This is a genomic window from Enterobacter adelaidei (assembly GCF_041937165.1).
In the GTDB taxonomy this organism is placed as follows: Bacteria; Pseudomonadota; Gammaproteobacteria; order Enterobacterales; family Enterobacteriaceae; genus Enterobacter; species Enterobacter adelaidei.
Window position 1 is genome coordinate 4608065 of sequence record NZ_CP154353.1, and the last position, 26892, is coordinate 4634956.

General features: G+C 53.2%; 27 protein-coding genes and 1 pseudogene. 18 read left to right on the forward strand and 10 right to left on the reverse strand.

Going from position 1 to position 26892, the window contains the following annotated elements; translation table 11 throughout:
• Nucleotides 1-3: 3 nt before the first annotated feature.
• The 17 genes from rsmG (at nucleotide 4) to phoU (ending at nucleotide 16497) form a co-directional block, all read left to right on the forward strand.
• Nucleotides 4-627, forward strand: coding sequence for a 16S rRNA (guanine(527)-N(7))-methyltransferase RsmG (gene rsmG / locus AAHF05_RS22345; protein ID WP_049006043.1), 624 nt, complete (start codon nucleotides 4-6; stop codon nucleotides 625-627).
• A 616-nt stretch (nucleotides 628-1243) separates the two neighbouring features.
• On the forward strand, nucleotides 1244-1624 hold the full coding sequence (gene atpI, locus AAHF05_RS22350; RefSeq protein WP_008500194.1) for a F0F1 ATP synthase subunit I: 381 nt from the start codon (nucleotides 1244-1246) through the stop codon (nucleotides 1622-1624).
• Nucleotides 1625-1632: 8 nt separating this feature from the next.
• Nucleotides 1633-2448 (forward strand): F0F1 ATP synthase subunit A, encoded by an 816-nt coding sequence (gene atpB / locus AAHF05_RS22355; RefSeq protein ID WP_023309789.1) that lies wholly within the window; start codon nucleotides 1633-1635, stop codon nucleotides 2446-2448.
• 49 nt (nucleotides 2449-2497) lie between these two features.
• On the forward strand, nucleotides 2498-2737 hold the full coding sequence (gene atpE / locus AAHF05_RS22360; protein ID WP_000429386.1) for a F0F1 ATP synthase subunit C: 240 nt from the start codon (nucleotides 2498-2500) through the stop codon (nucleotides 2735-2737).
• Between the two features lie 48 nt (nucleotides 2738-2785).
• Entirely contained in the window at nucleotides 2786-3256 is a 471-nt protein-coding gene (gene atpF, locus AAHF05_RS22365) for a F0F1 ATP synthase subunit B (protein WP_003862370.1), read from the forward strand.
• A 14-nt stretch (nucleotides 3257-3270) separates the two neighbouring features.
• On the forward strand, nucleotides 3271-3804 hold the full coding sequence (atpH, locus tag AAHF05_RS22370) for a F0F1 ATP synthase subunit delta (protein ID WP_028017763.1): 534 nt from the start codon (nucleotides 3271-3273) through the stop codon (nucleotides 3802-3804).
• Between the two features lie 12 nt (nucleotides 3805-3816).
• Complete coding sequence (atpA, locus tag AAHF05_RS22375; RefSeq protein WP_028017764.1) at nucleotides 3817-5358, forward strand: F0F1 ATP synthase subunit alpha; 1542 nt, start codon at nucleotides 3817-3819, stop codon at nucleotides 5356-5358.
• Nucleotides 5359-5409: 51 nt separating this feature from the next.
• On the forward strand, nucleotides 5410-6273 hold the full coding sequence (atpG, locus tag AAHF05_RS22380) for a F0F1 ATP synthase subunit gamma (RefSeq protein WP_023333921.1): 864 nt from the start codon (nucleotides 5410-5412) through the stop codon (nucleotides 6271-6273).
• Nucleotides 6274-6304: 31 nt separating this feature from the next.
• Entirely contained in the window at nucleotides 6305-7687 is a 1383-nt protein-coding gene (gene atpD, locus AAHF05_RS22385; RefSeq protein ID WP_003862362.1) for a F0F1 ATP synthase subunit beta, read from the forward strand.
• Between the two features lie 20 nt (nucleotides 7688-7707).
• Nucleotides 7708-8127 carry a F0F1 ATP synthase subunit epsilon gene (locus AAHF05_RS22390; RefSeq protein ID WP_006177560.1) on the forward strand — a complete coding sequence of 140 codons (420 nt, stop codon included), beginning with the start codon at nucleotides 7708-7710 and terminating at the stop codon, nucleotides 8125-8127.
• A gap of 138 nt (nucleotides 8128-8265) precedes the next feature.
• Nucleotides 8266-9636, forward strand: a complete 1371-nt coding sequence (gene glmU, locus AAHF05_RS22395; protein WP_049006041.1) for a bifunctional UDP-N-acetylglucosamine diphosphorylase/glucosamine-1-phosphate N-acetyltransferase GlmU — start codon at nucleotides 8266-8268, stop codon at nucleotides 9634-9636.
• Nucleotides 9637-9814: 178 nt separating this feature from the next.
• The gene (gene glmS, locus AAHF05_RS22400; protein WP_048990817.1) at nucleotides 9815-11644 is read left to right on the forward strand and encodes a glutamine--fructose-6-phosphate transaminase (isomerizing); all 1830 of its coding nucleotides are present in this window, start codon (nucleotides 9815-9817) and stop codon (nucleotides 11642-11644) included.
• 321 nt (nucleotides 11645-11965) lie between these two features.
• The gene (gene pstS / locus AAHF05_RS22405; RefSeq protein WP_028017767.1) at nucleotides 11966-13006 is read left to right on the forward strand and encodes a phosphate ABC transporter substrate-binding protein PstS; all 1041 of its coding nucleotides are present in this window, start codon (nucleotides 11966-11968) and stop codon (nucleotides 13004-13006) included.
• A gap of 81 nt (nucleotides 13007-13087) precedes the next feature.
• Complete coding sequence (gene pstC / locus AAHF05_RS22410) at nucleotides 13088-14047, forward strand: phosphate ABC transporter permease PstC (protein ID WP_028017768.1); 960 nt, start codon at nucleotides 13088-13090, stop codon at nucleotides 14045-14047.
• Complete coding sequence (gene pstA / locus AAHF05_RS22415; protein WP_028017769.1) at nucleotides 14047-14937, forward strand: phosphate ABC transporter permease PstA; 891 nt, start codon at nucleotides 14047-14049, stop codon at nucleotides 14935-14937. The genes pstC and pstA overlap by 1 nt, the downstream gene beginning before the upstream one ends.
• Nucleotides 14938-14984: 47 nt before the next feature.
• Nucleotides 14985-15758, forward strand: a complete 774-nt coding sequence (pstB, locus tag AAHF05_RS22420; protein ID WP_049007093.1) for a phosphate ABC transporter ATP-binding protein PstB — start codon at nucleotides 14985-14987, stop codon at nucleotides 15756-15758.
• 13 nt (nucleotides 15759-15771) lie between these two features.
• Nucleotides 15772-16497 carry a phosphate signaling complex protein PhoU gene (gene phoU, locus AAHF05_RS22425; RefSeq protein ID WP_008500182.1) on the forward strand — a complete coding sequence of 242 codons (726 nt, stop codon included), beginning with the start codon at nucleotides 15772-15774 and terminating at the stop codon, nucleotides 16495-16497.
• Nucleotides 16498-16541: 44 nt separating this feature from the next.
• Here phoU and yieH read toward each other — a convergent pair whose 3' ends face one another.
• Nucleotides 16542-17207: a 6-phosphogluconate phosphatase gene (gene yieH, locus AAHF05_RS22430; RefSeq protein ID WP_129324385.1), complete on the reverse strand. Its 666-nt coding sequence runs from the start codon at nucleotides 17205-17207 to the stop codon at nucleotides 16542-16544.
• 166 nt (nucleotides 17208-17373) lie between these two features.
• Here yieH and adeP point away from each other — a divergent pair, with 166 nt between their 5' ends.
• A complete protein-coding gene (adeP, locus tag AAHF05_RS22435) occupies nucleotides 17374-18711 on the forward strand; it encodes an adenine permease AdeP (protein WP_028017772.1) in 1338 nt (445 codons plus the stop codon).
• A 62-nt stretch (nucleotides 18712-18773) separates the two neighbouring features.
• Here adeP and AAHF05_RS22440 read toward each other — a convergent pair whose 3' ends face one another.
• The 9 genes and pseudogenes from AAHF05_RS22440 to rpmH form a co-directional block, all read right to left on the reverse strand.
• Nucleotides 18774-19340 (reverse strand): NADPH-dependent FMN reductase, encoded by a 567-nt coding sequence (locus AAHF05_RS22440; protein ID WP_028017773.1) that lies wholly within the window; start codon nucleotides 19338-19340, stop codon nucleotides 18774-18776.
• Between the two features lie 36 nt (nucleotides 19341-19376).
• Nucleotides 19377-20123, reverse strand: coding sequence for a 4'-phosphopantetheinyl transferase superfamily protein (locus AAHF05_RS22445; RefSeq protein ID WP_028017774.1), 747 nt, complete (start codon nucleotides 20121-20123; stop codon nucleotides 19377-19379).
• Nucleotides 20124-20245: 122 nt separating this feature from the next.
• Nucleotides 20246-21217: an HTH-type transcriptional regulator YidZ gene (gene yidZ / locus AAHF05_RS22450; protein WP_129324384.1), complete on the reverse strand. Its 972-nt coding sequence runs from the start codon at nucleotides 21215-21217 to the stop codon at nucleotides 20246-20248.
• A pseudogene (locus tag AAHF05_RS22455) lies at nucleotides 21186-22360 on the reverse strand (MFS transporter). The gene yidZ and the pseudogene AAHF05_RS22455 overlap by 32 nt, the downstream one beginning before the upstream one ends.
• 111 nt (nucleotides 22361-22471) lie before the next feature.
• A complete protein-coding gene (mnmE, locus tag AAHF05_RS22460) occupies nucleotides 22472-23836 on the reverse strand; it encodes a tRNA uridine-5-carboxymethylaminomethyl(34) synthesis GTPase MnmE (RefSeq protein WP_028017777.1) in 1365 nt (454 codons plus the stop codon).
• Nucleotides 23837-23908: 72 nt separating this feature from the next.
• The gene (yidC, locus tag AAHF05_RS22465) at nucleotides 23909-25552 is read right to left on the reverse strand and encodes a membrane protein insertase YidC (protein WP_028017778.1); all 1644 of its coding nucleotides are present in this window, start codon (nucleotides 25550-25552) and stop codon (nucleotides 23909-23911) included.
• Between the two features lie 2 nt (nucleotides 25553-25554).
• Nucleotides 25555-25812 carry a membrane protein insertion efficiency factor YidD gene (yidD, locus tag AAHF05_RS22470; protein ID WP_001307474.1) on the reverse strand — a complete coding sequence of 86 codons (258 nt, stop codon included), beginning with the start codon at nucleotides 25810-25812 and terminating at the stop codon, nucleotides 25555-25557.
• Entirely contained in the window at nucleotides 25776-26135 is a 360-nt protein-coding gene (gene rnpA / locus AAHF05_RS22475) for a ribonuclease P protein component (RefSeq protein ID WP_024907873.1), read from the reverse strand. Before rnpA ends, yidD begins: the two co-directional genes overlap by 37 nt.
• 16 nt (nucleotides 26136-26151) lie before the next feature.
• Nucleotides 26152-26292, reverse strand: coding sequence for a 50S ribosomal protein L34 (gene rpmH / locus AAHF05_RS22480; RefSeq protein ID WP_000831330.1), 141 nt, complete (start codon nucleotides 26290-26292; stop codon nucleotides 26152-26154).
• Nucleotides 26293-26892 lie beyond the last annotated feature (600 nt).

Sequence of the window (26892 nt, forward strand, 5' to 3'; positions counted from 1 at the left end):
ACCGTGCTCAACAAACTCTCTCGTCTGCTGGATCAGGCAGGTATTTCGCTCACCGATCACCAGAAAAATCAGCTGGTGGCCTACGTCGATATGCTGAACAAATGGAATAAAGCGTACAACCTAACCTCAGTACGAGACCCCAACGAGATGCTGGTACGCCATATTCTCGATAGCATTGTGGTTGCGCCTTATCTGAAAGGTGAACGCTTTATTGATGTGGGGACAGGCCCTGGTCTACCGGGCGTTCCGCTGTCGATTGTTCGTCCTGAGAGCCAGTTCACGTTGCTGGACAGCCTTGGCAAGCGCGTACGCTTTTTACGTCAGGTACAGCATGAGCTGAAGCTTGAGAACATCACGCCCGTGCAGAGCAGGGTAGAGGAGTTCCCGGCGGAGCCACCGTTTGATGGTGTTATCAGCCGCGCGTTTGCTTCGCTCAATGATATGGTGAGCTGGTGTAAGCACTTGCCTGCAGATAATGGCCGTTTTTATGCGCTGAAAGGGCAGTTGCCTGGTGATGAGATTGAACAGCTTCCGGATGGTTTTGCTGTTGAATGCATCGAGAAATTAAATGTTCCTCAACTCGATGGGGAACGTCACCTGGTGATAATTAAGCCAAACAATTTTTAAAAAATTAATAAAAAATGTGGAATTTGTGCTGTTCTTACCATGTTAAAAAACAGCACAACTACTTGGGTTTTACCAGACAGCTTTTAACCTCTTTTTCACTAAGGTTTTTCTTACGTTTAACTTGACAGTTATTCTTCACTATGAAGATAGTCAATGGCGAAAATATAAGTCTGCTAAAAATGGAAGGCAGAAACCAGAACGCAATGTTAATTATTTATTAAGAATGTCAATGAAAGGTTTTTATTGTGTACGGGGCTGTTTTGAAAATAGTTACGACATTTTGTGTTTGATTTCATAAAGATATATTTAAGCGATTTGCGTCTTTGATTAATACAACCTTATCGCAAATGTGTGTTTTGTGATCTCGTGCACGCTTTGTTGTCAACGTTTTCGCGCTGTTTGCACTTTTGGTCGAAGGTCGATGCTTTCTGAGAAAGTTAAAAAATAGCGGTGGGGAAAAATATTTAAACATTTATTCACCTTTTCGCTACTTAATGTTTGAAATCACGGGTGCGCACCGTATAATTTGACCGCTTTTTGATGCTTGACTCTGAGCCTTAAAGGACGTTTTATACGACACGCGGCATACCTCGAAGGGAGCAGGAGTAAAAACGTGATGTCTGTGTCGCTCTTGAGTAGAAACGTTGCTCGTAAGCTTCTGTTCATTCAGTTTCTGGCTGTGATAGCAAGTGGACTGCTGTTTAGCCTCAAAGACCCCTTCTGGGGCATCTCCGCCGTGTGCGGGGGTTTGGCGGTTGTACTGCCAAACGTGTTGTTTATGATTTTTGCCTGGCGTCATCAGGCGCATACACCCGCCAAAGGCCGCGTGGCCTGGTCCTTCGCCCTCGGCGAAGTGTGTAAGGTGTTGCTGACCTTTGCTCTACTGGTGATGGCGCTGGCGGTTTTGAAAGTGGTCTTCATGCCGCTGATAGCTACGTGGGTTTTGGTGCTGGTGGTACAAGTTCTGGCTCCAGCTGTAATCAATAACAAAGGGTAAAAGGCATCATGGCTTCAGAAAATATGACGCCGCAGGATTACATAGGTCACCATCTGAATAACCTTCAGCTGGACCTGCGTACATTCTCGCTGGTGGATCCACATAACCCCCCGGCCACCTTCTGGACGATCAACATCGACTCCATGTTCTTCTCGGTGGTTTTGGGTCTTCTGTTCCTGGCCATGTTCCGCGGTGTTGCTAAAAGAGCGACCAGCGGTGTTCCAGGGAAATTCCAGACGTTCATCGAAATGATCATCGGCTTCGTCCATGGCAGCGTCAAAGACATGTACCATGGCAAGAGCAAGCTGATTGCTCCGCTGGCCCTGACCGTGTTCGTTTGGGTCTTCCTGATGAACCTGATGGACCTGCTGCCTATCGATCTGCTGCCGTTTATCGGCGAGCACATCTTCGGCCTGCCTGCACTGCGCGTGGTTCCGTCCGCAGACGTGAACATCACCCTGTCGATGGCGCTGGGCGTGTTTATCCTGATTCTTTTCTACAGCATCAAAATGAAAGGCGTAAGCGGCTTTGTGAAAGAGCTTACCTTGCAGCCGTTCAACCACTGGGCGTTTATTCCGGTCAACCTGATCCTGGAAGGCGTTAGCCTGCTGTCCAAACCTGTATCACTGGGTCTGCGACTGTTCGGCAACATGTATGCGGGTGAGCTGATTTTCATTCTGATCGCGGGTCTTCTGCCGTGGTGGTCACAGTGGATTCTTAATGTGCCATGGGCCATTTTCCACATCCTGATCATTACGCTGCAAGCCTTTATCTTCATGGTTCTGACGATCGTCTATCTGTCGATGGCGTCTGAAGAGCACTGATTTTTTACCAACACTACTACGTTTTAATTGAAACAAACTGGAGACTGTCATGGAAAACCTGAATATGGATCTGCTGTACATGGCTGCCGCTGTGATGATGGGTCTGGCGGCTATCGGTGCTGCGATCGGTATCGGCATCCTCGGGGGCAAATTCCTGGAAGGCGCTGCGCGTCAACCTGATCTGATTCCTCTGCTGCGTACTCAGTTCTTTATCGTTATGGGTCTGGTGGATGCTATCCCAATGATCGCTGTAGGTCTGGGTCTGTACGTGATGTTTGCTGTCGCGTAGTAGTTGTTTTAAAACCCTAAGCCACAGAAATTAAAGAGGTATTGTGCTGTGAACATGAACGCAACAATCCTCGGCCAGGCCATCGCGTTTATTCTCTTTGTCTGGTTCTGCATGAAGTATGTATGGCCGCCATTAATGGCTGCCATCGAAAAACGTCAGAAAGAAATTGCTGACGGTCTGGCTTCTGCAGAACGCGCTAAGAAAGATTTGGACCTTGCACAGGCCAACGCGACAGACCAGCTGAAAAAAGCGAAAGCGGAAGCTCAGGTTATCATCGAACAGGCTAACAAACGCCGTTCGCAGATCCTGGACGAAGCCAAAGCTGAAGCAGAACAGGAACGTACTAAGATCGTGACACAGGCTCAGGCTGAAATTGAAGCTGAGCGTAAACGTGCTCGTGAAGAACTGCGTAAGCAGGTTGCGATTCTGGCTGTTGCTGGCGCCGAGAAGATCATCGAACGTTCCGTGGATGAAGCTGCTAACAGCGACATCGTGGACAAACTTGTCGCTGAACTGTAAGGAGGGAGGGGCTGATGTCTGAATTTGTTACGGTAGCTCGCCCCTACGCCAAAGCAGCTTTTGACTTTGCTATCGAACACCAAAATGTCGATCGCTGGCAGAATATGCTGGCGTTTGCCGCTGAGGTGACGAAAAACGAACAAATGGCCGAGTTGCTTTCCGGTGCGTTAGCACCTGAAACTCTCGCCGCGTCGTTTATCGCCGTGTGCGGAGAGCAACTGGATGCCAACGGCCAGAACCTGATTAAGGTAATGGCAGAAAATGGTCGTCTCCGTGTGCTCCCGGATGTTCTCGAGCAGTTTGAGCACTTACGTGCCCTTAGTGAAGCTACTGCTGAAGTTGAAGTAACTTCTGCGACTGAACTGAGTAATGAACAGCTTGCGAAAATTACCGCCGCGATGGAAAAACGTCTGTCACGCAAAGTTAAGCTGAATTGCAAAATCGATAAGTCTGTAATGGCAGGCGTAATCATCCGTTCGGGTGATATGGTCATTGATGGCAGCGTACGCGGCCGTCTTGAGCGCCTTGCAGACGTCTTGCAGTCTTAAGGGGACTGGAGCATGCAACTGAATTCCACCGAAATCAGCGAACTGATCAAGCAGCGCATTGCTCAGTTCAATGTTGTGAGCGAAGCTCACAATGAAGGTACTATTGTTTCTGTAAGTGACGGTGTTATCCGCATTCACGGCCTGGCCGATTGTATGCAGGGTGAGATGATTTCCCTGCCGGGTAACCGTTACGCTATCGCACTGAACCTGGAGCGCGACTCCGTAGGTGCAGTTGTGATGGGTCCATACGCTGACCTCGCCGAAGGCATGAAGGTTAAGTGTACTGGCCGTATTCTGGAAGTGCCGGTTGGCCGTGGCCTGCTGGGTCGCGTAGTTAACACCCTGGGTGCGCCAATCGACGGTAAAGGTCCGGTTGAGCACGATGGCTTCTCCCCAATCGAAGTTATCGCACCAGGCGTTATCGATCGTCAGTCCGTAGATCAGCCTGTTCAGACAGGTTATAAGTCCGTTGATGCCATGATCCCAATCGGTCGTGGTCAGCGTGAACTGATCATCGGTGACCGTCAGACCGGTAAAACCGCGATGGCTATCGACGCCATCATCAACCAGCGTGATTCCGGCATCAAATGCGTGTACGTGGCTATCGGCCAGAAAGCGTCCACCATTTCTAACGTGGTTCGTAAACTGGAAGAGCACGGCGCACTGGCTAACACCATTGTTGTTGTTGCAACTGCTTCCGAATCTGCTGCACTGCAATACCTGGCGCCATACGCGGGTTGCGCAATGGGCGAATACTTCCGTGACCGCGGTGAAGATGCACTGATCGTATACGATGACCTGTCTAAACAGGCTGTTGCTTATCGTCAGGTTTCCCTGCTGCTCCGTCGTCCACCTGGACGTGAAGCGTTCCCTGGCGACGTATTCTACCTCCACTCTCGTCTGCTGGAGCGTGCTTCCCGCGTTAACGCGGAATACGTCGAGAACTTCACCAAAGGTGAAGTGAAGGGTAAAACGGGCTCTCTGACCGCACTGCCGATCATTGAAACCCAGGCGGGTGACGTTTCTGCGTTCGTTCCGACCAACGTAATTTCCATTACCGATGGTCAGATCTTCCTGGAAACCAACCTGTTTAACTCCGGTATTCGTCCGGCGGTTAACCCGGGTATCTCCGTATCCCGTGTTGGTGGTGCTGCTCAGACCAAGATCATCAAGAAACTGTCCGGTGGTATCCGTACCGCGCTGGCACAGTATCGTGAACTGGCTGCGTTCTCTCAGTTCGCATCCGATCTGGACGAAGCAACCCGTAAACAGCTGAGCCACGGTCAGAAAGTGACCGAGCTGCTGAAGCAGAAACAGTACGCACCAATGTCTGTTGCTCAGCAGGGCCTGGTACTGTTCGCGGCTGAACGCGGTTACCTCGAAGATGTGGAACTGGCGAAAATCGGTAGCTTCGAAGCCGCTCTGCTGGCTTACGTCGACCGTGATCACGCTCCGCTGATGCAAGAGATCAACCAGACCGGTGGCTATAACGACGAAATCGAAGGCAAGCTGAAAGCTATCCTCGATTCCTTCAAAGCAACCCAATCCTGGTAATCGTCCGGCGGCTTGTCTCAGGACAAGCCGCCTGGCATTGAGGAGAAGCTCATGGCCGGCGCAAAAGAGATACGTAGTAAGATCGCAAGCGTCCAGAACACGCAAAAGATCACTAAAGCGATGGAGATGGTCGCCGCTTCCAAAATGCGTAAATCGCAGGATCGCATGGCGGCCAGCCGTCCTTATGCAGAAACCATGCGCAAAGTGATTGGTCACCTTGCAAACGGTAATCTGGAATATAAGCACCCTTACCTGGAAGAACGCGACGTTAAGCGCGTGGGCTACCTGGTGGTGTCGACCGACCGTGGTCTGTGTGGCGGCTTGAACATTAACCTGTTCAAAAAACTGCTGGCGGATATGAAAGCATGGTCTGAAAAAGGCGTTCAGTGCGATATCGCAATGATCGGCTCTAAAGGCGTCTCTTTCTTTAACTCCGTTGGTGGCAATATTGTCGCTCAGGTGACCGGTATGGGTGATAACCCGTCCCTGTCCGAACTGATCGGCCCGGTTAAAGTGATGTTGCAGGCTTATGATGAAGGCCGTCTGGACAGACTGTACGTTGTCAGCAACAAATTCATTAACACCATGTCTCAGGTTCCAACGCTCACTCAGATGCTGCCTTTACCGGCATCAGAAGATGATGAGCTGAAGCACAAAGCCTGGGATTACCTGTATGAACCCGATCCGAAACCGCTGCTGGATACCCTGCTGCGTCGTTACGTTGAATCTCAGGTTTATCAGGGCGTTGTAGAAAACCTGGCCAGCGAGCAGGCCGCACGAATGGTGGCGATGAAAGCCGCGACCGATAATGGCGGCAGCCTGATTAAAGAGCTGCAGTTGGTTTACAACAAAGCTCGTCAGGCCAGCATTACTCAGGAACTCACCGAGATCGTCTCGGGGGCCGCCGCGGTTTAACCAGGTTTACGAATTACGTAGAGGATTCAAGATGGCTACTGGAAAGATTGTCCAGGTAATCGGCGCCGTGGTGGACGTCGAGTTCCCTCAGGACGCCGTACCACGCGTGTACGACGCGCTTGAGGTACAGAATGGTAACGAGAGCCTGGTGCTGGAAGTTCAGCAGCAGCTCGGCGGCGGTATCGTGCGTACCATCGCGATGGGTTCTTCCGACGGTCTGCGTCGTGGTCTGGAAGTTAAAGACCTTGAGCATCCGATCGAAGTCCCGGTAGGTAAAGCAACTCTGGGTCGTATCATGAACGTATTGGGTCAACCAATCGACATGAAAGGCGACATCGGTGAAGAAGAGCGTTGGGCTATCCACCGCGCGGCACCTTCCTACGAAGAGCTGTCCAGCTCTCAGGAACTGCTGGAAACCGGCATCAAAGTTATCGACCTGATGTGTCCATTTGCGAAGGGCGGTAAAGTTGGTCTGTTCGGTGGTGCGGGTGTAGGTAAAACCGTAAACATGATGGAGCTGATCCGTAACATCGCGATCGAGCACTCCGGTTACTCCGTATTTGCGGGCGTAGGTGAACGTACTCGTGAAGGTAACGACTTCTACCACGAAATGACCGACTCCAACGTTCTGGACAAAGTATCCCTGGTTTACGGCCAGATGAACGAGCCACCAGGAAACCGTCTGCGCGTTGCGCTGACCGGTCTGACTATGGCTGAGAAATTCCGTGACGAAGGCCGTGATGTTCTGCTGTTTGTCGATAACATCTACCGTTACACCCTGGCCGGTACGGAAGTATCTGCACTGCTGGGTCGTATGCCTTCAGCGGTAGGTTATCAGCCGACTCTGGCGGAAGAGATGGGTGTTCTTCAGGAACGTATCACCTCTACCAAAACCGGTTCTATCACCTCCGTTCAGGCGGTATACGTACCTGCGGATGACTTGACTGACCCATCACCAGCAACCACCTTTGCGCACCTTGATGCAACCGTGGTACTGAGCCGTCAGATCGCGTCTCTGGGTATCTACCCAGCCGTTGACCCGCTGGACTCCACCAGCCGTCAGCTGGATCCACTGGTTGTTGGTCAGGAACACTACGACACCGCGCGTGGCGTACAGTCCCTGCTGCAACGTTACCAGGAACTGAAAGACATCATCGCCATCCTGGGTATGGATGAACTGTCTGAAGAAGACAAACTGGTGGTAGCACGTGCGCGTAAGATCCAGCGCTTCCTGTCCCAGCCGTTCTTCGTTGCGGAAGTATTCACCGGTTCTCCAGGTAAATACGTTTCCCTGAAAGACACCATCCGTGGCTTTAAAGGCATCATGGAAGGCGAATACGATCACCTGCCAGAGCAGGCGTTCTACATGGTTGGTTCCATCGAAGAAGCAGTGGAAAAAGCCAAAAAACTTTAACGCCTTAATCGGAGGGTGATATGGCAATGACTTACCACCTGGACGTCGTCAGCGCAGAGCAACAAATGTTCTCTGGTCTGGTCGAGAAAATCCAGGTAACGGGTAGTGAAGGTGAGCTGGGTATTTTCCCGGGTCACGCACCGCTGCTCACCGCCATTAAGCCTGGTATGATCCGCATCGTTAAACAGTTCGGTCACGAAGAGTTTATCTATCTGTCCGGCGGCATTCTTGAAGTGCAGCCTGGCAGTGTGACCGTTCTGGCCGATACCGCTATTCGTGGCCAGGATCTCGACGAAGCGCGAGCCCTGGAATCGAAGCGTAAGGCTGAAGAGCACATTAGCAGCTCTCATGGTGACGTGGATTACGCTCAGGCGTCTGCGGAGCTGGCCAAAGCGATCGCGAAACTGCGCGTTATCGAGTTGACCAAAAAAGCGATGTAACACCGGCTTGAAAAGCACAAAAGCCAGTCTGGGTTCCAGGCTGGCTTTTTTTTTCGGCCTTAATTCATGATGAAAAAGATGTAGAATTTTAGGCATCAAACGTTTTTACTTCTCACTCAAACTACCGTCAGGATGCGTATGTCAAACAGTGCGATGAGCGTGGTGATCCTTGCCGCTGGCAAAGGTACCCGCATGTATTCCGATCTGCCTAAAGTGCTTCACACGCTGGCAGGAAAGCCGATGGTGCAGCATGTCATTGATGCAGCAAATGAACTGGGTGCCCGTCAGGTTCATCTGGTCTACGGCCACGGTGGCGATCTGCTTAAAAAGACGCTGAGCGATGACAAGCTCAACTGGGTGCTTCAGGCTGAGCAACTGGGTACAGGTCACGCGATGCAGCAGGCAGCACCGTTCTTTGCCGATGACGAAGATATTCTGATGCTCTACGGCGATGTTCCGCTGATCTCCGTTGAAACACTAACTCGCCTGCGTGAAGCCAAACCGCAGGGCGGCATCGGTTTGTTAACCGTCGTGCTGGATGATCCAACCGGTTATGGCCGCATCACCCGTGAAAACGGCAACGTAACGGGGATTGTTGAACATAAAGACGCCAGCGACGAACAGCGCCAGATTCAGGAGATCAACACCGGTATCCTGATTGCCAATGGCGCGGATATGAAGCGCTGGTTGTCGAAGCTCAACAACAACAATGCGCAGGGTGAATACTACATCACCGACATCATTGCGATGGCATATCAGGAAGGACGTGAGATTGCGGCGGTACATCCGGCACGCATTAGCGAAACCGAAGGGGTGAATAACCGCCTTCAGCTTTCCCGTCTGGAGCGAGTTTATCAGTCTGAACAGGCCGAAAAACTGCTGCTGGCAGGCGTGATGCTGCGCGATCCGGCGCGTTTCGATCTGCGTGGTTCCCTGTCTCACGGTCGTGACGTTGAAATTGATACTAACGTTATCTTTGAAGGCAAAGTCACTCTGGGCAATCGCGTCAAAATTGGCGCTGGCTGCGTGATCAAAAACAGCGTCATCGGTGACGATTGCGAAATCAGCCCTTACAGCGTGGTGGAAGATGCGCATCTTGAAGCGGCGTGCACCATTGGACCGTTTGCGCGTCTGCGCCCGGGCGCTGAGCTGATGGAAGGGGCTCACGTGGGCAACTTCGTTGAGATGAAAAAAGCGCGTCTGGGTAAAGGCTCTAAAGCCGGTCATTTGACCTATCTGGGCGATGCGGAAATTGGCGATAACGTCAATATTGGTGCAGGCACAATCACCTGCAACTATGACGGTGCCAACAAGTTTAAAACCATTATCGGTGATGATGTGTTTGTCGGTTCCGATACACAGCTGGTGGCACCGGTTACCGTGGGCAACGGGGTAACGATTGCCGCCGGGACAACCGTTACGCGCGATATCGCCGATAACGAGCTGGTATTAAGTCGTGTGCCACAGGTGCACAAGCAGGGCTGGAAACGCCCGGTGAAGAAAAAGTAACAGATTTACCCTCGCCCCTTTGGGGAGAGGGCCGGGGTGAGGGGATAACATAATCCTCCCCCCACAAGCAGTACCCATAAAAATAACCCCACTCTCTACAAGGCTCGGGGCGCCCGGAAAGGGCAAATACAGGTCAGCGACAACGCAGGCGTTATGCCTAAATTCGGAATCTAAAACTATGTGTGGAATTGTTGGCGCAGTTGCGCAGCGTGATATTGCTGAAATCCTTCTCGAAGGTTTACGTCGTCTGGAATACCGTGGCTATGACTCTGCTGGTCTGGCCGTGGTCGATGCAGAAGGTCATATGACCCGTCTGCGTCGTCTCGGTAAAGTGCAGATGCTGGCCCAGGCTGCGGAAGAACATCCGCTGCATGGTGGTACCGGTATTGCGCACACCCGCTGGGCGACGCACGGCGAACCGTCTGAAGGCAACGCGCACCCGCATGTGTCTGAACACATCGTGGTCGTGCACAACGGCATTATCGAAAACCACGAACCGCTGCGCGAAGAACTGAAAGCGCGCGGCTATACCTTCGTCTCTGAAACTGACACCGAAGTGATTGCTCACCTGGTGCACTGGGAGCTGGAGCAGGGCGGTACACTGCGTGACGCAGTTCTGCGTGCTATCCCTCAGCTGCGCGGTGCATACGGCACGGTGATCATGGACTCACGCGATCCGTCCACGCTGCTGGCCGCACGTTCCGGTAGCCCGATGGTTATCGGTCTGGGCATGGGTGAAAACTTTATCGCCTCTGACCAGCTTGCGCTCCTGCCAGTTACCCGTCGCTTTATCTTCCTGGAAGAGGGTGATATTGCGGAAGTGACTCGTCGCAGCGTGACCGTATTCGATACCAAAGGCGAGCAGGTGAAACGCCAGGAGATCGAATCTAACCTGCAGTACGACGCGGGCGACAAAGGCGCTTACCGTCACTACATGCAGAAAGAGATTTACGAGCAGCCAAACGCCATCAAAAACACTCTTACCGGGCGCATCAGCCACGGTGAGGTGGATCTGAGCGAGTTGGGTGCAAACGCGAACGAACTGCTCAGCAAGGTTGAGCATATTCAGATCGTGGCCTGCGGTACCTCCTACAACTCCGGTATGGTTTCTCGCTACTGGTTTGAATCCCTGGCGGGCGTGCCGTGCGATGTGGAAATCGCGTCTGAATTCCGCTATCGCAAATCCGCTGTGCGTCGTAACAGCCTGATGATCACCCTTTCCCAGTCTGGTGAAACGGCGGATACGCTGGCGGCGCTGCGTTTGTCTAAAGAGCTGGGCTACCTTGGCTCTCTGGCCATCTGTAACGTCCCTGGCTCATCGCTGGTGCGTGAATCCGATCTGGCGCTGATGACCAAAGCGGGTACCGAAATTGGCGTGGCCTCCACTAAAGCGTTTACCACTCAACTGACCGTTCTGTTGATGCTGGTGGCGAAACTGGCGCGTCTGAAAGGCGAAGATGCCTCTGTTGAGCATGACATCGTTCATGGCCTGCAGGCACTGCCGAGCCGCATTGAGCAGATGCTGTCTCAGGACAAACGCATTGAAGCGCTGGCGGAAGATTTCTCTGACAAACACCACGCGCTGTTCCTTGGCCGTGGCGATCAGTATCCGATTGCGCTGGAAGGCGCGCTGAAGCTGAAAGAGATCTCCTACATTCACGCGGAAGCCTATGCGGCAGGCGAGCTGAAACACGGCCCACTGGCGCTGATTGACGCCGATATGCCGGTCATCGTTGTGGCTCCTAACAACGAACTGCTGGAAAAACTGAAATCTAACATTGAAGAAGTGCGCGCCCGCGGTGGTGTTCTGTACGTCTTCGCCGACAAAGATGCCGGTTTTGTCAGCAATGACAACATGCACATCATCGAGATGCCGCATGTGGAAGAGGTGATTGCGCCGATCTTCTACACCGTTCCGCTGCAGTTGCTGGCTTATCATGTTGCGCTGATCAAAGGCACCGACGTTGACCAGCCGCGTAACCTGGCGAAGTCTGTCACCGTAGAATAATCCCTTCAGGCTCCACCTTCGGGTGGAGCTTTTCTATCCCGCCTGGCTTGTTTTTAATCAACTCTTTTGCGTTTTTATTTATGACAATCTGTCATCTTCAGCTACTTTTTTCAGTGTCACATAAAGAAAATATTTCTGAAAACGTCTTGTCATAAAAGTGGCTAACACGATGAAAATTAAGCTTTCTTCTGCTGGTTTTTAAGTGAAATTTCCATTGTCATAAAACTGTCATAATTCGTACATTTATCTGTCACCTGTTTGTCCTATTTTGCTCATCGTAGCCACTAAACAACGATTTACGAAAATCTTGCAGGAGACATTATGAAAGTTATGCGTACCACTGTCGCAACTGTTGTCGCCGCGACCTTATCTCTGAGCGCGTTCTCTGTATTTGCAGAAGCAAGCCTGACTGGCGCTGGTGCAACCTTCCCTGCGCCGGTGTATGCCAAATGGGCGGATACCTACCAGAAAGAAACCGGTAACAAGGTTAACTATCAGGGTATCGGCTCCTCCGGTGGCGTTAAACAAATTACCGCTAATACCGTTGATTTCGGCGCATCAGACGCTCCGCTGTCTGATGACAAACTGGCTCAGGAAGGTCTGTTCCAGTTCCCGACCGTGATCGGCGGTGTGGTTCTGGCCATCAACCTGCCGGGCGTGAAGTCTGGTGAACTGGTGCTGGACGGCAAAACCCTGGGTGACATCTACCTGGGTAAAATCAAAAAATGGGATGACGAGGCGATTGCCAAACTCAACCCTGGCCTGAAACTGCCATCTCAGAACATCGCTGTGGTTCGCCGCGCTGATGGTTCTGGTACCTCTTTCGTGTTCACCAGCTATCTGGCGAAAGTGAACGAAGAGTGGAAATCTAAAGTCGGTTCTGGCTCTACCGTTAACTGGCCAACCGGTCTGGGTGGTAAAGGCAACGACGGCATCGCCGCTTTCGTACAGCGTCTGCCGGGCTCTATCGGTTACGTAGAATACGCCTACGCTAAACAGAACAATCTGTCCTACACCAAACTGGTTTCTGCTGATGGTAAACCTGTCAGCCCGACCGAAGAGAACTTTGCCAACGCGGCAAAAGGCGCTGACTGGAGCAAATCTTTCGCTCAGGATCTGACTAACCAGAAAGGCGAAGGTGCATGGCCAATCACCTCTACCACCTTCATCCTGGTTCACAAAGAGCAGAAGAAACCTGAGCAGGGCGCCGAAGTGCTGAAGTTCTTCGACTGGGCGTACAAAAACGGCGGCAAACAGGCTAATGCACTGGATTACGCTACCCTGCCAGAAAACGTGGTTGAGCAGATTCGTGCTGCATGGAAAACCAACGTAAAAGACAGCAGCGGTAAAGCATTGTATTAATTTAGCATTCTGACGAAAATGGCGGGTGGCGCTTGCGCTTACCCGCCGATTTCGTAAACGCGTTTAACAGAAGAGTGATTTATGGCTGCAACCAAGCCTGCATTTAACCCTCCGGGTAAAAAAGGTGACATGATTTTCAGCGCGCTGGTAAAACTGGCTGCGCTGATTGTGCTATTGCTGCTGGGCGGCATTATCGTGTCTCTGATTTTCTCCTCCTGGCCGAGCATCCAGAAATTCGGTTTCTCCTTCCTGTGGACCAAAGAGTGGGACGCGCCGAACGATATCTACGGTGCGCTGGTGCCGATTTACGGCACGCTGGTGACCTCGTTCATCGCCCTGCTAATCGCGGTTCCCGTCAGTTTTGGTATTGCCCTGTTCCTGACGGAACTGGCACCGGGCTGGCTGCGTCGCCCACTGGGTATTGCCATCGAGCTGCTGGCGGCCATTCCGAGTATCGTTTACGGCATGTGGGGCCTGTTTATCTTTGCGCCGCTGTTCGCAACGTACTTCCAGGAACCCGTGGGTAATGTACTTTCTGCCATCCCGTTTGTGGGTGCCCTGTTCTCTGGCCCTGCTTTCGGTATCGGTATTCTGGCGGCTGGTGTGATCCTCGCCATCATGATTATTCCGTACATTGCGGCGGTCATGCGCGATGTCTTCGAACAAACGCCGGTGATGATGAAAGAGTCGGCCTACGGTATCGGCTGTACCACCTGGGAAGTTATCTGGCGCATTGTCCTTCCGTTCACCAAAAATGGGGTGATTGGCGGCGTGATGCTGGGTCTGGGACGTGCGCTGGGTGAGACCATGGCGGTGACCTTTATCATCGGTAACACCTACCAGCTCGACAGCGCATCACTCTTCATGCCGGGTAACAGTATTACCTCTGCACTGGCGAATGAATTTGCTGAGGCGGAATCCGGTCTGCACGTCGCGGCGTTGATGGAGCTGGGTCTGATTCTGTTCGTGATCACCTTCATTGTTCTGGCGATCTCCAAGCTGATGATTATGCGCCTCGCTAAAAATGAGGGGGCACGCTAATGGCAACTCTCGAAATGCAAGCTACCGCTGAACTGGCGGAATCCCGCCGCAAAATGCAGGCCCGACGCCGTTTTAAAAACCGTATCGCGCTGACGCTCTCAATGGGAACCATGGCATTTGGCCTGTTCTGGCTGGTCTGGATCCTCTTCTCGACGGTTGTGCGCGGGATTGACGGGATGTCGCTGGCGCTATTTACCGAAATGACGCCACCGCCAAATACGGCGGGTGGTGGTCTGGCGAATGCCCTGGCGGGCAGCGGGTTGCTGATCCTGTGGGCAACGGTATTTGGTACGCCGCTGGGCATTATGGCGGGGATCTACCTGGCGGAATATGGCCGTAAATCCTGGCTCGCGGAAGTTATTCGCTTCATCAATGACATCCTGCTTTCAGCCCCGTCTATCGTGGTGGGTCTGTTTGTTTACACCGTCGTGGTGGCACAGATGGAACACTTCTCCGGCTGGGCGGGTGTGATTGCGCTGGCGCTGCTGCAGGTGCCTATCGTCATTCGTACTACCGAGAACATGCTGAAACTGGTGCCGGACAGCCTGCGTGAAGCGGCTTATGCACTGGGCACGCCGAAATGGAAGATGATCTCTGCGATTACGCTGAAAGCGTCTGTGTCCGGGATCATGACCGGTATTCTGCTGGCGGTTGCGCGTATTGCGGGTGAAACGGCTCCGCTGCTGTTTACCTCTCTCTCCAACCAGTTCTGGAGCACGGACATGATGCAGCCGATCGCTAACCTGCCGGTGACGATCTTTAAATTTGCGATGAGCCCATTCGCGGAATGGCAGCAGCTGGCCTGGGCCGGGGTGCTGATCATTACCCTTTGCGTACTGTTGCTGAACATTCTGGCGCGCGTCATTTTCGCGAAGAAGAAACACGGTTAATTTTTTACGGCGCGGCAGCTCGCGGCGCCGAATGAGGAAATGAGTCAATGAGTATGGTTGATACTGCCCCGGGTAAGATTCAGGTTCGTGATTTGAACTTCTACTACGGCAAATTCCATGCCCTGAAGAATATCAACCTGGATATCGCGAAGAACCAGGTTACGGCATTCATCGGTCCGTCTGGCTGTGGTAAATCCACGCTGCTGCGTACCTTTAACAAGATGTATTCGCTCTATCCGGAGCAGCGCGCTGAAGGTGAAATCATCCTGGACGGCGAAAACATTCTGACCCAGGCTCAGGATATCGCCCTGCTGCGTGCCAAAGTGGGGATGGTGTTCCAGAAACCCACGCCGTTCCCGATGTCCATTTATGACAACATTGCGTTTGGTGTTCGCCTGTTTGAAAAGCTCTCTCGTGCCGATATGGACGAGCGTGTGCAGTGGGCTTTGACCAAGGCCGCATTATGGAACGAAACCAAAGATAAGTTGCACCAGAGCGGGTACTCTCTCTCCGGTGGTCAGCAGCAGCGTCTGTGCATTGCGCGCGGTATCGCCATTCGCCCGGAAGTGTTGCTGCTGGATGAACCGTGTTCTGCGCTGGACCCAATCTCAACCGGTCGTATTGAAGAGCTGATCACCGAACTGAAGCAGGATTACACCGTGGTTATCGTGACCCACAACATGCAGCAGGCTGCACGTTGTTCCGATTACACGGCGTTTATGTACCTGGGCGAGTTGATTGAGTTCAGCGATACGGATGCGCTGTTCACCAGACCCGCTAAAAAGCAAACTGAAGATTATATTACTGGCCGCTACGGTTGATTTGGAGTGAACCATGGACAACCTTAATCTTAATAAACACATTTCAGGCCAGTTCAACGCAGAGCTGGAAAGCATTCGCACGCAGGTCATGACCATGGGTGGCATGGTTGAGCAGCAGCTTTCCGATGCGATCACGGCAATGCACAACCAGGACAGCGAGCTGGCGAAGCGCGTCATTGAAGGCGACAAAAACGTCAACATGATGGAAGTCGCTATTGATGAAGCTTGCGTTCGAATTATCGCCAAGCGTCAGCCAACAGCGAGCGACCTGCGCCTGGTGATGGCGATTATCAAAACCATCGCCGAGCTGGAACGTATTGGAGACGTGGCGGATAAAATCTGCCGCACCGCGCTGGAGAAATTCTCTCAGCAGCACCAGCCACTGCTGGTGAGCCTGGAGTCGCTGGGTCGCCACACCGTGCAGATGCTGCATGACGTGCTGGATGCCTTTGCGCGTATGGATCTGGACGAAGCAGTACGTATTTACCGTGAAGACAAGAAAGTCGACCAGGAATACGAAGGCATCGTGCGTCAGCTGATGACCTACATGATGGAAGATTCACGTACGATCCCAAGCGTACTGACTGCCCTGTTCTGCGCGCGCTCCATTGAGCGTATCGGTGACCGCTGCCAGAATATTTGCGAATACATCTTCTACTTCGTGAAGGGTCAGGACTTCCGTCACGTGGGCGGCGATGAACTGGATAAGCTGCTGGCGGGTAAAGATCCGAAAGAGTAATACCTGAGGCGGGTGGCGCTAGCGCTTACCCGCCCTACGTTAACTTAACGCGTAATATCCCACCCACGCGCCTTCCACAGTACTGGCAACTGCGCCAGATCGGTAAAGGTCGTCACTTTTGGATGATCGATCGGTTTGTTGTGCGGATCGGCGCAGAAGTAAAACACTTCCATTCCCGCATCAATCCCTGACTGCGCGCCCGCAGACGAGTCATCCACCAGAATGCAGTTTTCTACGTTAACGTTCATTGCGTTGGCCGCATGGAACATCAGCGCCGGATCGGGCTTCCAGCGTTGAATATCGTAGCCGCTGAACAGTTTTTCCGGGAAATGATGCAACATCTCCAGTTTCCCCAGCGAGTGCTGCATTTTGCTGACCGGACCATTAGAGACCACACAGATTGGCACCGTCATCGCATCCAGAAGCGTATTCGCCCCGGCGATGACCTCCAGTTCGGAATCAAACAGGCGTGCGACCTCGGCGCGGTAAACCGGCTCGAGATCCCCTTTTGCCAGATCCACACCGTGCTCGTCGTTAATGATGTCGATAATCTCGTACAGTTTTACGCCCTTAAAGCGTTTGAACACCTCTTCGAGATCGAGCGTAATACCAAATTCCTGGAACATGGCGACATACGCACGGGAACAAATGACCTCACTGTCGACAAGCGTACCGTCGCAGTCGAAAAATACCGCCTCAATTCCGGACATGTCTTTCCCTTTTAACAAGTTTAACGTTTACGTGATGTGGTTTTACGACACGCAATCGTTGCCGTATAAGCAAATTCAATGAAAAAAAGTACCCTACAACCGCCCTTATTGTCGCATTTTGGTATAGGATAGCGACGAATTTTCCCTCCTTGTTCGGAAATTGATGATGAGTCAACAACACACTACCCAGGCATCTGGTCAGGGTCTGCTTGAGCGCGTGTTTAAACTGCGCGAGCACGGCACAACGGCACGCACCGAAGTGATCGCCGGTTTCACCACCTTCCTGACGATGGTCTATATCGTTTTTGTTAACCCACAAATTCTGGGCGTTGCTGGCATGGATACCAGCGCCGTCTTCGTGACCACCTGTCTGATCGCGGCTCTTGGCAGCATCCTGATGGGCGTGTTCGCTAACCTGCCGGTTGCACTGGCACCGGCGATGGGTCTGAACGCATTCTTTGCGTTCGTGGTCGTTCAGGCGATGGGCCTGCCGTGGCAAGTGGGCATGGGCGCTATCTTCTGGGGCGCTATTGGTCTGCTGTTGCTCACTATTTTCCGCGTACGTTACTGGATGATTGCCAACATTCCTGTGAGCCTGCGCGTGGGCATTACCAGCGGTATTGGTCTGTTCATCGGTATGATGGGGCTGAAAAACGCCGGCGTTATCGTGGCTAACCCGGATACGCTGGTAAGCATCGGTCACCTGACCTCTCACAACGTGCTGCTGGGCGTGCTGGGCTTCTTTATCATCGCGATCCTGGCTTCCCGCAATATTCATGCGGCGGTGCTGGTATCCATCGTGGTGACCACGCTGCTGGGCTGGCTGCTGGGTGACGTTCACTACAACGGTATCGTTTCTGCGCCACCGAGTGTTTCCACCGTTATTGGTCATGTTGATTTGGCGGGTTCCCTGAACCTGGGTCTGGCGGGCGTAATTTTCTCCTTTATGCTGGTCAACCTGTTCGACTCCTCCGGTACCCTGATTGGCGTGACCGACAAAGCAGGTCTGGCCGATGAGAAAGGGAAGTTCCCACGCATGAAGCAGGCGCTGTTCGTTGACAGCATCTCGTCTGTTGCGGGCTCCTTTATCGGTACCTCTTCTGTTACCGCTTATATTGAATCCTCTTCCGGTGTTTCTGTGGGAGGCCGTACTGGTCTGACGGCGGTCGTGGTGGGTATCCTGTTCCTGCTGGTGATCTTCCTTTCGCCGCTGGCGGGAATGGTTCCACCGTATGCGGCAGCCGGCGCGCTGATCTACGTAGGTGTGCTGATGACCTCCAGCCTGTCACGCGTGAAGTGGGATGACTTAACCGAAGCGGTGCCAGCGTTTATTACCGCCGTGATGATGCCGTTCAGCTTCTCGATTACCGAAGGTATCGCGCTGGGCTTTATCTCTTACTGCGTAATGAAGATCGGTACGGGTCGCTTCCGCGACCTCAGCCCATGCGTCATCGTTGTCGCGCTGCTGTTTGTGCTGAAGATTGTGTTTATTGACGCCAAATAAACATATTTGTACCCTCTCCCTGTGGGAGAGGGCTAGGGTGAGGGCATCAGGCCGCAATAAGCTTAAGCCTTCACCCGCTTAATATAATCGCCAAACGCAGTCAGCTGACCAGACAGATGGTCACGCGTGCTCTGATCCACCACTTCACCCGTCTGCGGGTCGACCTTGTTCTGAATGACTCCGCCCATAAACTCCGGCTTGTTCATCACCATCGCATCCAGGAACACCAGAATCTGGCGCAGGTGATACTGGCAGCGCGCGCCGCCAATGGCACCCATAGAACTGGTCTGGATCAGCACGGGTTTACCTGAAAGAGGCTGCTCAGGGAGGCGGGATAACCAGTCAATGGCGTTTTTCAGACCGCCAGGGACGGAGTAGTTATACTCTGGTGTGACAATAACCACACCATCGGCCTGACGGATTTGCGCCGCCAGCGCCTCAACGCTCTGCGGGAACCCTTCTTCCTGCTGGACATCTGCATCATAGAGCGGGATGTCACCAATAGATGGAAGGGCACTAATCTCCATACCTGCCGGTGCCAGCTGTGGCAGCGTGCGGGCAACCATCCCATTAAATGAACCTTTGCGCAGGCTTCCCAGTAACGTAACGACTTTTAACGTATCAGACATGATTACTCCTGTTTCATCATGATGACCCTGAATGGATCAGCTAAGAGTGTATGCTTTTTCTGCCGGTAAACTGGTTAAACGCATCAGGCGTGCGGCGGGCTCGTTGGCGCGTTCGGGCACATCAGGAAGGCTACGCCATCCCTGTTGACTGTCAAATTCCCAGATTTTCATGCGTTCGATAGCGGGGGTAACCGCAATGGACCAAATGAGGACATCCTCTGCGTCACTGAGCGCTTCTACCAGCGTAGCTTGGGTGGCTCGAAGACGTCCGGAACCTGGCAGCAGCTGCAGCATACTGGCGTCGTCTGAGGCGCATCCACAGAGCTTTCGAATGCTCTGGCGTAGGGTGATGAGCTGAGCTCTGGCCTCGTTGGGATCGTTCTGGTTACGCACCCACAGCTTTTCATTGCTGGAGAGCGGGTAATCATCGTGTGGGTTCGCGCCGTGGATGCCCCGGGTTGCGCGCTGAAGTTCCATATCCAGCCCACAATTCCCTTCGGTGGTGAGTGCTACCCCAATGATATTGCCCGTATAGGCAATGGAAAAACGGGGGAGATCCGGGTTAGCAAAAACCGGGCGGCCTTCAGGTTGGGTGATGATATCCGGCAGTTCACTGGTGCCGTACAACATAAACAACAGCTCTGCGAGAAGCGCTCTGGACGCTAAAAAACGCGTCCTGCGGTGTTCCGGGAGTTTGCGTGCTTCACTGTGACAGGCTGAAGAAATTCGTGCCGATACGAGGCGTCCTTCTGTAAGTATCCCTCTTGCAAAGTGCGTTGCCATTTTTCGCTCCTTGATAATGGTCGTAATCGGTTAAACGGTTACATGATTATCGCTTAACTTCACTCCTGTTTTAATCAGTAAATGGGAGTAAGAGAAGCCTGAGGACCGAACTTTACATTTTCTTAGGTAAAAATTGGATCGCTGCCACCGTACAACGCCTTAATAGTCTCTCTCAACCAGAGAATTTTCGGATTATGGCTGTTCCGTTTATGCCAGATCAGGGTGAAGGGGACGGTCAACTTTTCAGCCTGCGCTTCGTCAATCGGAATAGGAAGCGCGATCAGCTTCCGCTGGTGGAGTTCATTGTAGTGGTGGCAGTAGTGGGGAGCCGTAGCGATATAATTATGGCCGGGCTGCGCCGCCATAAACATCGCCTGTTCGAAACCCGGCAGGCACATGGCGATATTACGCTCACGTCCCATCTCCTTTAGCACCTCATCAAGCGCCCAGGTGTCGCTGCGCTCCCAGAAGATACTGATATGCGGGTAGCGCAGGAAGGTCTCCAGGTTCCACTCTTCCTGAAGTGCCGGGTGATCCTCACGCAGATAGACGCACGGACGGTCACTAAACAGGATTTCGTAGTCGATAAACCACGGCAACAGCTTCAGCAGTTCGCGGGAACGTGGATGTGTTTCGCGACCGGTGAAACCAAGATCCACTTCCCCACGCGTAATGGCGTCCAGAGAGTCGTAATCCCAGTGACGTATCTTCACCGTAGCCTGCGGATAGCGCTGGTTCACCTGCTCCAGCAGGGCGTTAAAGCGGATCAGCATCAACGGCGTTTCGGCGGCCAGCACGAACGTCAGCCCGCCTGGCGCGTCATGGTGGAATTTATCGAGGATCTGGTTGCCGATTTGCATCCAGTCTGCCAGATCCTGCTCCAGGCTTACCGTCAGTGGCGTCGGCAGTAACCCTAACGGTGTTTTGACAAACAGCGGGTCGTCGAACCAGTCGCGCAGCTTGGCCAGTGATTTACTCACCGCAGACGGCGTCACGTTCATCCGCTTCGCCGCTTTGGTGACGCTGCGCTCCTGCAGCAACAGCTGCAGGCACAGCAACAGGTTAAGATCGAGACTGCTGATGGGCTTCTTCATAATTTGCCGCGGGCTGTATGAGCATAAGTAAGGTAATACAGACCATGCTACAGCCAATCAGAATCCCGATCAGCATATTGAGCGCATTAAGTCCGATTACCGCTGCCAGCCAAATCCACAGGGACGAGCCACAGACCTGAGCGATACCCAGCACGGAGCTGGCCACGCCTGCCCGTAGTGAGAACGGGCCGAGCGCCTGGCTCATCGCCACGCCAAAGCCAACCGAGAATCCGGCGCAAATGAGGGTAATGCCTACCAGCATCACCACATGTGAGCTGGTGGTTGCCAGAATCACGCCTGCTGCAAGAAATAACACCTGTGAGGTCAGCATCAACGTGCGCTGGCTGAAAATATTTAGCGCAAAGGGGGTGGAAAACGAGACGGCCATACTGACCATCGCGGTTAATGCCATCACTGTTGAATACTCACCCCGATCGAAGCCCATGGTCTCCATCAGTAAAACCGGGGAAACGTTTACATAGGTCAGGATCACCGCCACGCTTAACGTGGTTACGGCCAGACGACTGAGGAAAAAGCGGTTAAGCAGCTTCTCTGCTGGGTGAATCGTTGCTGAGTGTGCCGTACTTTGCGAACCTGGGTGAGTTTCTCTTAGCACGGAAATGGACAACACAAAGACCAGCCCCCCATTGCTGCCATCGTCCAGAAAAGGCTCTGCCACGGGAATTTCAACATGATCAGATAACCAACAACCGGAGCCAACACCGGAATAATACAGGTGATGCCGTTGAGCATAGAGAGCACTTTGGCGCGGCGTTGGGCGCTTAATGTGTCGCGTAAAATTGCGAAAGCCACCACGTAGCAGCCGCCCGCCCCGATGCCCTGGATAAAACGGCCTGCCAGGAACAGGGCACTATCCTGCGCCAGTGAACAGAGCACGGAAGCCAACGCAAAGATGATGGCTCCCGTTATGGCGACGGGCTGACGACCAGCCTTATCTGCGACCTTCCCGGCAAACACCATTGATGACGCCATTCCCGCGAGGTAGGCCGAAAACGCGATGTGCAGCTGAGCTTCACTGGCACCCAGATCGCGGGCGATGTGCGGTAATCCCACCAGATACATATCAATGCCAGACGGATAAAGCAGAACTAATGCGAAACTACAAAACAGAAAACGCGCCATAAAACCCCCATAGATGCAGGCATGCAGGATAGGGGGTGAGAAGGGATTAGGCGAGTTGCCATTTGGACAAAGGTGATTTCCTGGAAGGAAATCACCATGTTTTCGTGGGTGTTACTTACCAATACAGAAGCTTGAGAAGATCCTTCCCAGCAGATCGTCCGACGTAAACTCCCCGGTGATCTCACTCAGATTCTGCTGTGCCAGACGCAGCTCTTCCGCCAGCAGTTCACCCGCCCACGCACCAATCAGCTGCGCTTTGCCCTGGTCAAGATGGCGTGCCGCCTCTTCCAGCGCCTGCAGGTGACGACGACGCGCCAGGAAGCCACCTTCCATGCTGGTGTCAAAGCCCATGCTCTGCTTGAGATGGTTACGCAGGTCGTCAACGCCTTCACCGGTACGCGCCGACAGGCGGATCAGTGAGTGACCATTCACATCGCTGATGCCCAGCGTTTCGCCAGTCACGTCTGCTTTATTTCGCACCACGGTGATAGGCAGCTTCGCCGGCAGACGGGCAATAAAGTCTGGCCAGATCTCAGCCGGGTCTACAGCGTCGGTGGTTGTGCCATCCACCATAAACAGCACGCGGTCGGCCTGCTCGATCTCCTGCCAGGCGCGTTCGATACCGATGCGCTCGACTTCGTCGCTGGCATCGCGCAGACCGGCGGTATCAATGATATGCAGCGGCATACCGTCGATATGGATATGCTCGCGCAGTACGTCGCGGGTGGTGCCGGCAATGTCGGTCACGATCGCCGCTTCACGGCCCGCCAGAGCGTTCAAAAGGCTCGATTTCCCGGCATTAGGACGCCCGGCGATCACCACCTTCATCCCTTCCCGCAGCAGGCTACCCTGGCGCGCTTCGGCGCGCACTGCGTCGAGGTCGGCCATCACTTGGTTGAGCTGGGCTTCGATTTTACCGTCAGAGAGGAAGTCGATCTCTTCGTCAGGGAAGTCGATAGCGGCTTCGACGTAGATCCTGAGGTGAGTAAGTGCTTCCACAAGGTGATTCACGCGCGCGGAGAATGCCCCTTGCAGCGAGTTCAGGGCGGAGCGGGCTGCCTGTTCAGAACTGGCGTCGATCAGGTCAGCAATTGCCTCGGCTTGCGCCAGGTCGAGCTTGTCGTTCAGGAACGCGCGCTCGGAAAACTCACCCGGTTTTGCGATACGCAGGCCAGGCAGGGTCAGAATGCGTTTTAACAGCAAATCGAGGATAACCGGGCCACCGTGACCCTGTAGTTCCAGCACGTCTTCACCGGTAAAAGAGTTTGGGCCAGGAAACCACAGCGCAATGCCCTGGTCCAGCGGCGTGCCGTCGGTATCTTTAAACGGCAGGTAATCAGCGTAGCGGGGTTTTGGCAGTTTACCCAGTACCGCTTCGGCGACCTCGCGCGCCTTCAGGCCGGAGATACGCAGAATGCCTACACCACCGCGTCCCGGTGGGGTTGCCTGGGCGACGATAGTGTCGTTATGGCTCATGGTTGGTCTCGTTCAATACAAATAAAAAAGGCGGTCAATCGACCGCCCTTATTTTAGCGTTAACTTACCGAATCAGGACTTTTTCTTTTCGCGGCTATGCAGGCCACGTTTTTCCAGACCACGGTAAATCAGCTGCTGCTGGATGATGGTCACCAGGTTGCTGACGATATAGTACAGCACCAGACCTGACGGGAACCACAGGAAGAACACGGTGAAGATGACCGGCATAAAGGTCATGATCTTCTGCTGCATCGGGTCGGTTACCGTGGTCGGCGACATCTTCTGGATGAAGAACATCGTCACGCCCATCAGGATCGGCAGGATGTAGTACGGGTCCTGTGCAGACAGGTCATGGATCCACAGCGCGAACGGCGCATGGCGCAGCTCAACGGAACCCATCAGCATGTAGTACAGCGCAAGGAAGATTGGCATCTGAATCAGCAGTGGGAAGCAACCACCCAGTGGGTTTACTTTCTCTGCTTTATACAGGGCCATCATCTCCTGGCTCTGACGCTGTTTGTCATCGCCCAGACGCTCACGCATGGCCTGAATCTTCGGCTGCAGCATGCGCATCTTCGCCATGGAGGTGTACTGCGCTTTAGTCAGCGGGTACATGATGCCACGAACGATGAAGGTGATAACGATGATGGAGAAGCCCCAGTTACCCAGGAAGCTGTGGATGAACTTCAGCAGCTTAAACAGCGGCTGGGAGATGAACCACAACCAACCGTAATCTACGGTCAGGTCCAGGTGTGGCGCAACGGCGGCCATTTTGTCCTGGATTTCCGGGCCGACCCACAGGGTGCTTGCCATTTTACCGGTTTGACCCGGCTGAACCAGAACTGGCTGAGATTTGTAGCCGATGGCTGCAAGACCGTTACCCAGGTTCGCGGTGTAGAAGTTGTTGGTACCGTCGTTATTAGGCACCCATGCAGTGGCGAAATACTGCTGCAGCATTGCCACCCAACCGCCTTTAGCGCTGACGTTCAGGTTTTCGTTATCGGCAATGGTGTCGAATTTGTATTTCTCATACTTCGCGTCAGGCGTGGAGTACGCCGCGCCACGGAAGGTATGCAGCGCAAAGTTGCTGCTTCCGGTGTCACGGTGAGACGGCAGATTGATGGACTGCTTCAGCTGGCCAAAGGTCGACAGTTCCAGTGGTTTCGCACTGGCGTTCTGTACGGTGTAGCCCACGTTCACCGCATACTCACCGCGTTTCAGGGTGAAGGTTTTAGTGAAGGTGTTGCCTGCAGCGTCGGTATACGTCATCGGGATAACGAGTTCGTTCTGACCATCAGCCAGTACAAAGGTGTCGTTCTCGACGTTATACAGTGGACGCGCACCGTTAGCCGGGTTATCCGGGCCATCACGACCGGTCAGGCCGCTCTGCGCCTGGTAGATAAACTCAGGCGTGGTTTCCAGTAACTGGAACGGTTCGTTAGACTTCAGCTCTTTCGGGTAGGTCAACAGCAGCGCCTGCTCAACATCACCACCACGGGTGTTAATAGTCAGCTCAAGCACATCGGTCTTAACCGTAATCTGTTTCCCCTGGCCACTGGCCGGTACGCCCTGGTCGGCGGCGCTACCCGCTGCGGTGGTCGTGGTCTGCGTGGTCTGCTGCTGGGGTTGAGGATTTTTATCCTGCTCCCATGCCTGCCAGATCATGAAAGACACGAACAACAAAGCGATGATAAGAAGATTGCGTTGCGAATCCATCGTTAGTGTTCTCTGGTATCAAAGGGTCCTGGAGGGACGGGGTCGTCTCCACCGGGGTGTAAAGGGTGGCATTTTAATACGCGTTTCACCGTCAACCAACTGCCTTTTATCACTCCAAACCTGCGCAATGCCTCAATTCCGTAGCTTGAGCACGTTGGTGTGAAACGGCAATGTGGCCCGAGTAGCGGACTAATCAGGCGTTGATAGACCCGAATGAGGGCTATCAGGACCCGTGAGCCAGGCGACAGTGGCGGCGCCATAATTTTTCCAACGCTTCCGAGAGAGCACGGTTATCGAGGTCGGCAACCCCCTTTTTAGCCACCACCACGAAATCCATCGAAGGCAGTTCGTGCTGACGTAAACGGAAGCTTTCACGCGTCAGACGTTTAATCCGATTGCGTTCATGCGCTCGCTTAACATTTTTCTTGGCGACTGTGAGACCGATGCGGGGATGCCCCAGCGAATTTTGGCGGCCGAGGATGGTGATTTGCGGCGTGCCAGCCCGTTGTGGCTGCTGGAAGACGAAAGTGAAATGAGCGGGAGTTAACAAACGTAACTCCCTGGGAAATGCTAGCTTAACCACTCAGGGGTTAGCTTTATTACTTGGAAACGGTCAGACGAGCGCGGCCTTTAGCACGACGACGTGCCAGAACCTGACGACCATTTTTAGTAGCCATACGAGCACGGAAGCCGTGAGAACGGTTGCGCTTCAGTACAGACGGTTGAAAAGTGCGTTTCATGGCGATTTCTACCTAAACTTGAATAAATTCACTGACTTTTGCGTATACCCGAACGAATTTCGAACGACTAACGCCTCAGCGTGGGTGATTAAAGAGGCCGGATTGTAATAATTGTACACTCCGGAGTCAATTCTCTTTCCTTATTTCCCGCGTATTTCCGCACGTTTTCGCGTGGAAAATGAGCAACGGACGACGCAGGAAGATGAGCATCACGCGCCGGGTCGAGGATTATACGGGCTCGTCGACAAAGCGCAAGGATCGTCCCGGATCTTCGTTAGATCATTTAAGCAATAAATTGTCTGTGCTCATTAATTTTTCCAATATGCGGGCTAAATCGTGGGGCACTTGTGCCAGGATCGTTTACACTTACCCGGTTTCGGATCGTCCTGTGGATAAATCGGGAAGAATCTGTGAGAAACAGAAGATCTCTGGCTCAGTTTAGGCTATGATCCGCGGTCCCGATCGGGATCCCAGGATCCTGGTCAGGATTAAATTGCAGATAGCAATTCGCACATCCCCCTATGCACAGGGTCATGTCGATGTGCGCCAACAATCATGAATATTCAATAGTTTTCTTTTATTGTTCGAGTGGAGTCCGCC

Bases quoted from the DNA above. Each gene is read 5' to 3' on its own strand.
- yidC (WP_028017778.1), bottom strand. From the start codon at position 25,552: ATGGATTCGCAACGCAATCTTCTTATCATCGCTTTGTTGTTCGTGTCT.
- atpG (WP_023333921.1), top strand. From the start codon at position 5,410: ATGGCCGGCGCAAAAGAGATACGTAGTAAGATCGCAAGCGTCCAGAAC.
- pstB (WP_049007093.1), top strand. From the start codon at position 14,985: ATGAGTATGGTTGATACTGCCCCGGGTAAGATTCAGGTTCGTGATTTG.
- atpE (WP_000429386.1), top strand. From the start codon at position 2,498: ATGGAAAACCTGAATATGGATCTGCTGTACATGGCTGCCGCTGTGATG.
- atpI (WP_008500194.1), top strand. From the start codon at position 1,244: ATGTCTGTGTCGCTCTTGAGTAGAAACGTTGCTCGTAAGCTTCTGTTC.
- yidZ (WP_129324384.1), bottom strand. From the start codon at position 21,217: ATGAAGAAGCCCATCAGCAGTCTCGATCTTAACCTGTTGCTGTGCCTG.
- yidD (WP_001307474.1), bottom strand. From the start codon at position 25,812: ATGGCGCCGCCACTGTCGCCTGGCTCACGGGTCCTGATAGCCCTCATT.
- AAHF05_RS22440 (WP_028017773.1), bottom strand. From the start codon at position 19,340: ATGTCTGATACGTTAAAAGTCGTTACGTTACTGGGAAGCCTGCGCAAA.
- mnmE (WP_028017777.1), bottom strand. From the start codon at position 23,836: ATGAGCCATAACGACACTATCGTCGCCCAGGCAACCCCACCGGGACGC.
- yieH (WP_129324385.1), bottom strand. From the start codon at position 17,207: ATGTCCGGAATTGAGGCGGTATTTTTCGACTGCGACGGTACGCTTGTC.
- adeP (WP_028017772.1), top strand. From the start codon at position 17,374: ATGAGTCAACAACACACTACCCAGGCATCTGGTCAGGGTCTGCTTGAG.
- AAHF05_RS22445 (WP_028017774.1), bottom strand. From the start codon at position 20,123: ATGGCAACGCACTTTGCAAGAGGGATACTTACAGAAGGACGCCTCGTA.
- pstC (WP_028017768.1), top strand. From the start codon at position 13,088: ATGGCTGCAACCAAGCCTGCATTTAACCCTCCGGGTAAAAAAGGTGAC.
- pstA (WP_028017769.1), top strand. From the start codon at position 14,047: ATGGCAACTCTCGAAATGCAAGCTACCGCTGAACTGGCGGAATCCCGC.
- atpD (WP_003862362.1), top strand. From the start codon at position 6,305: ATGGCTACTGGAAAGATTGTCCAGGTAATCGGCGCCGTGGTGGACGTC.
- glmU (WP_049006041.1), top strand. From the start codon at position 8,266: ATGTCAAACAGTGCGATGAGCGTGGTGATCCTTGCCGCTGGCAAAGGT.
- AAHF05_RS22390 (WP_006177560.1), top strand. From the start codon at position 7,708: ATGGCAATGACTTACCACCTGGACGTCGTCAGCGCAGAGCAACAAATG.
- rpmH (WP_000831330.1), bottom strand. From the start codon at position 26,292: ATGAAACGCACTTTTCAACCGTCTGTACTGAAGCGCAACCGTTCTCAC.
- phoU (WP_008500182.1), top strand. From the start codon at position 15,772: ATGGACAACCTTAATCTTAATAAACACATTTCAGGCCAGTTCAACGCA.
- atpA (WP_028017764.1), top strand. From the start codon at position 3,817: ATGCAACTGAATTCCACCGAAATCAGCGAACTGATCAAGCAGCGCATT.
- glmS (WP_048990817.1), top strand. From the start codon at position 9,815: ATGTGTGGAATTGTTGGCGCAGTTGCGCAGCGTGATATTGCTGAAATC.
- pstS (WP_028017767.1), top strand. From the start codon at position 11,966: ATGAAAGTTATGCGTACCACTGTCGCAACTGTTGTCGCCGCGACCTTA.
- atpB (WP_023309789.1), top strand. From the start codon at position 1,633: ATGGCTTCAGAAAATATGACGCCGCAGGATTACATAGGTCACCATCTG.
- atpH (WP_028017763.1), top strand. From the start codon at position 3,271: ATGTCTGAATTTGTTACGGTAGCTCGCCCCTACGCCAAAGCAGCTTTT.